The following is a 2,123-nucleotide window of genomic DNA, read 5'->3' as shown; positions in this document are numbered from 1 at the left end:
CGTTTTTGGATCAAACCTAAAATCACTCCCCCCACAATAGAACCAAGTAAAATCGATCCTACCCAGGCCACCTTTCCCGTAACAACAGGTAACACTAAGAAACCGCCATGTGGTGCAGGTACTTGTACACCTGTCTCTTATACACATCTAGATGTGTATAAGAGACATTCCCGTAACAACAGGTAACACTAAGAAACCGCCATGTGGTGCAGGTACTTGTACACCAAACATATAGGTCAGAACCTGTCTCTTATACACATCTAGATGTGTATAAGAGACAGCTTCATAGCTATTAAGTAAAGCATCAAAATAATTGATAGCAGCTTTGGTATCATCATTAGAATCTATATACCTTTTCAAAAACAATTTAAAAAACTCATCAGATAAATTGTGAGTTTCATTTGGAGCGAATAAAAAAGCTAAAAAATTACTATGTCTTATTTCATTTTTAGATAGCTTAAGTATCTGAAATATATTTGTTTTCCCAGTCCATTTAGAAAGTCTTTCTTCAATATCATCCATATCCTCTAATAGCTGTCTCTTATACACATCTAGATGTGTATAAGAGACAGGAAATATATTTGTTTTCCCAGTCCATTTAGAAAGTCTTTCTTCAATATCATCCATATCTGTCTCTTATACACATCTAGATGTGTATAAGAGACAGGAAATATATTTGTTTTCCCAGTCCATTTAGAAAGTCTTTCTTCAATATCTGTCTCTTATACACATCTAGATGTGTATAAGAGACAGTTCCGACATCTCTCCTTAAAATATCAACATAGTCTTTTATCAAATAATATACTTTCTTTTCCATACTATTTTTTTGCATTAATTGCTCCAGTATTTCAACGATATCCTTGTAAGTAATTATGCCCCAACTTGGATTTGTGGGTTCATCTCCATCTGGAGTTAAAAAAACAAAAATTTTTTTATAGTTAGAATAATTGCGTTCTATATATATCTGGTATTTATTAAGTTGCCCTCTAGACTCCGAAAACAGAATTTTATTTTCGATACACATCACTATTTTATTTTTTTTCGATACCAATAAAATATCAATATTATTATTTTCCCTGTAAACAATTAAATCTTCATAGCTATTAAGTAAAGCATCAAAATAATTGATTGTAGCTTTGGTATCATCATTAGAATCTATATACCTTTTCAAAAACATTTTAAAAAACTCATCAGATAAAATACCTTGATTTTCTATATACTTGAGTATGGATGATACCCTATTTATTATAGTAAATTTTGAACTTTTAAAAAGTAGCCCTATAATTAATACAATTCAAACTTATCAGATGAATATATAAAAATCAGGATATTAATGTATTTTTTCAAATTCTACTATCGGAAATGTATTTATGATAACTGTTCTTTAAGAATAATCGATAGTTAGAGATAAGCAAAAAGCCTTAAAAGGCATATCCATGGGATTTATATAATGAAACTCTTAAATACTATCCAACATTTGCAGATTTTCAATTACTTTGATATACTAATGAAAGAAAAAGGAGCTATGCGTCAACATAGCCCCATTGTAGAACCGTTAAAAAGACGGTGACAGTAATAAATAGTTTTTTAACCATCTAATTACCGGTCAAAGTGTTTAGATGGTTATTTTTTTTGGCCTTTATGGTCAATAATCAGCAAAACTAACGTCGCAAAAGCAATCATCAGTTGAATTGCTTCAAAAGTTGACACTGCTTACTCCCTTCTAGGGATACAGCTATGAACCATAGGCATCACCCCTTTTTCAAGAGATTAGCCACCATCTTTTCGCTTTTCTACCTCTTCATTATATCATTCTTTTCACTCAGTTTCCTCGGTATTTAATGTGAAATTTGGCATTAACCTAAGATCAAGTAGGTATGTAAATCACACAAGCTTTTTTCATGTCAAGTGCTCCTGTGTCTCCTCTATAAAAATTTTATAAGTGCAAATTTTTCCAACAAATAAAACAATTGAACCAAGAGTTGATAAAAATAAAGTAATCCATTCTCATTAAACTTAAATTATCTGGTATATTTTCAAATATTAGATCCAATGCTTCTTTATGTTGTTGATAAATTTTTCTAACGATTTCTTTGATTTCATCATCCATTCCGACATCTCTC

2 protein-coding genes and 3 pseudogenes are annotated in these 2,123 nt (G+C 30.8%); all 5 read right to left on the bottom strand.

Annotation, left to right across the window (positions count from 1 at the left end):
• Window positions 1-131, bottom strand: a pseudogene (locus tag A5844_RS06365) (PTS fructose transporter subunit IIC); the annotation flags it as partial.
• Between the two features lie 193 nt (window positions 132-324).
• Window positions 325-522, bottom strand: a pseudogene (locus A5844_RS06355) (PD-(D/E)XK nuclease family protein); the annotation flags it as partial.
• A 124-nt stretch (window positions 523-646) separates the two neighbouring features.
• Window positions 647-1,177 carry a PD-(D/E)XK nuclease family protein gene (locus A5844_RS14615; RefSeq protein WP_256924529.1) on the bottom strand — a complete coding sequence of 177 codons (531 nt, stop codon included), beginning with the start codon at window positions 1,175-1,177 and terminating at the stop codon, window positions 647-649.
• 446 nt (window positions 1,178-1,623) lie between these two features.
• Window positions 1,624-1,710: a putative holin-like toxin gene (locus tag A5844_RS14790; protein ID WP_227260122.1), complete on the bottom strand. Its 87-nt coding sequence runs from the start codon at window positions 1,708-1,710 to the stop codon at window positions 1,624-1,626.
• A gap of 226 nt (window positions 1,711-1,936) precedes the next feature.
• A pseudogene (locus tag A5844_RS14225) lies at window positions 1,937-2,123 on the bottom strand (hypothetical protein); the annotation flags it as partial.

This window comes from Candidatus Enterococcus wittei (assembly GCF_002140175.1).
GTDB classification, from domain to species: Bacteria; Bacillota; Bacilli; order Lactobacillales; family Enterococcaceae; genus Enterococcus_B; species Enterococcus_B wittei.
The sequence above is the reverse complement of the archived record's forward strand: the minus strand, read 5'-3'. Positions and strand labels throughout refer to the sequence as shown.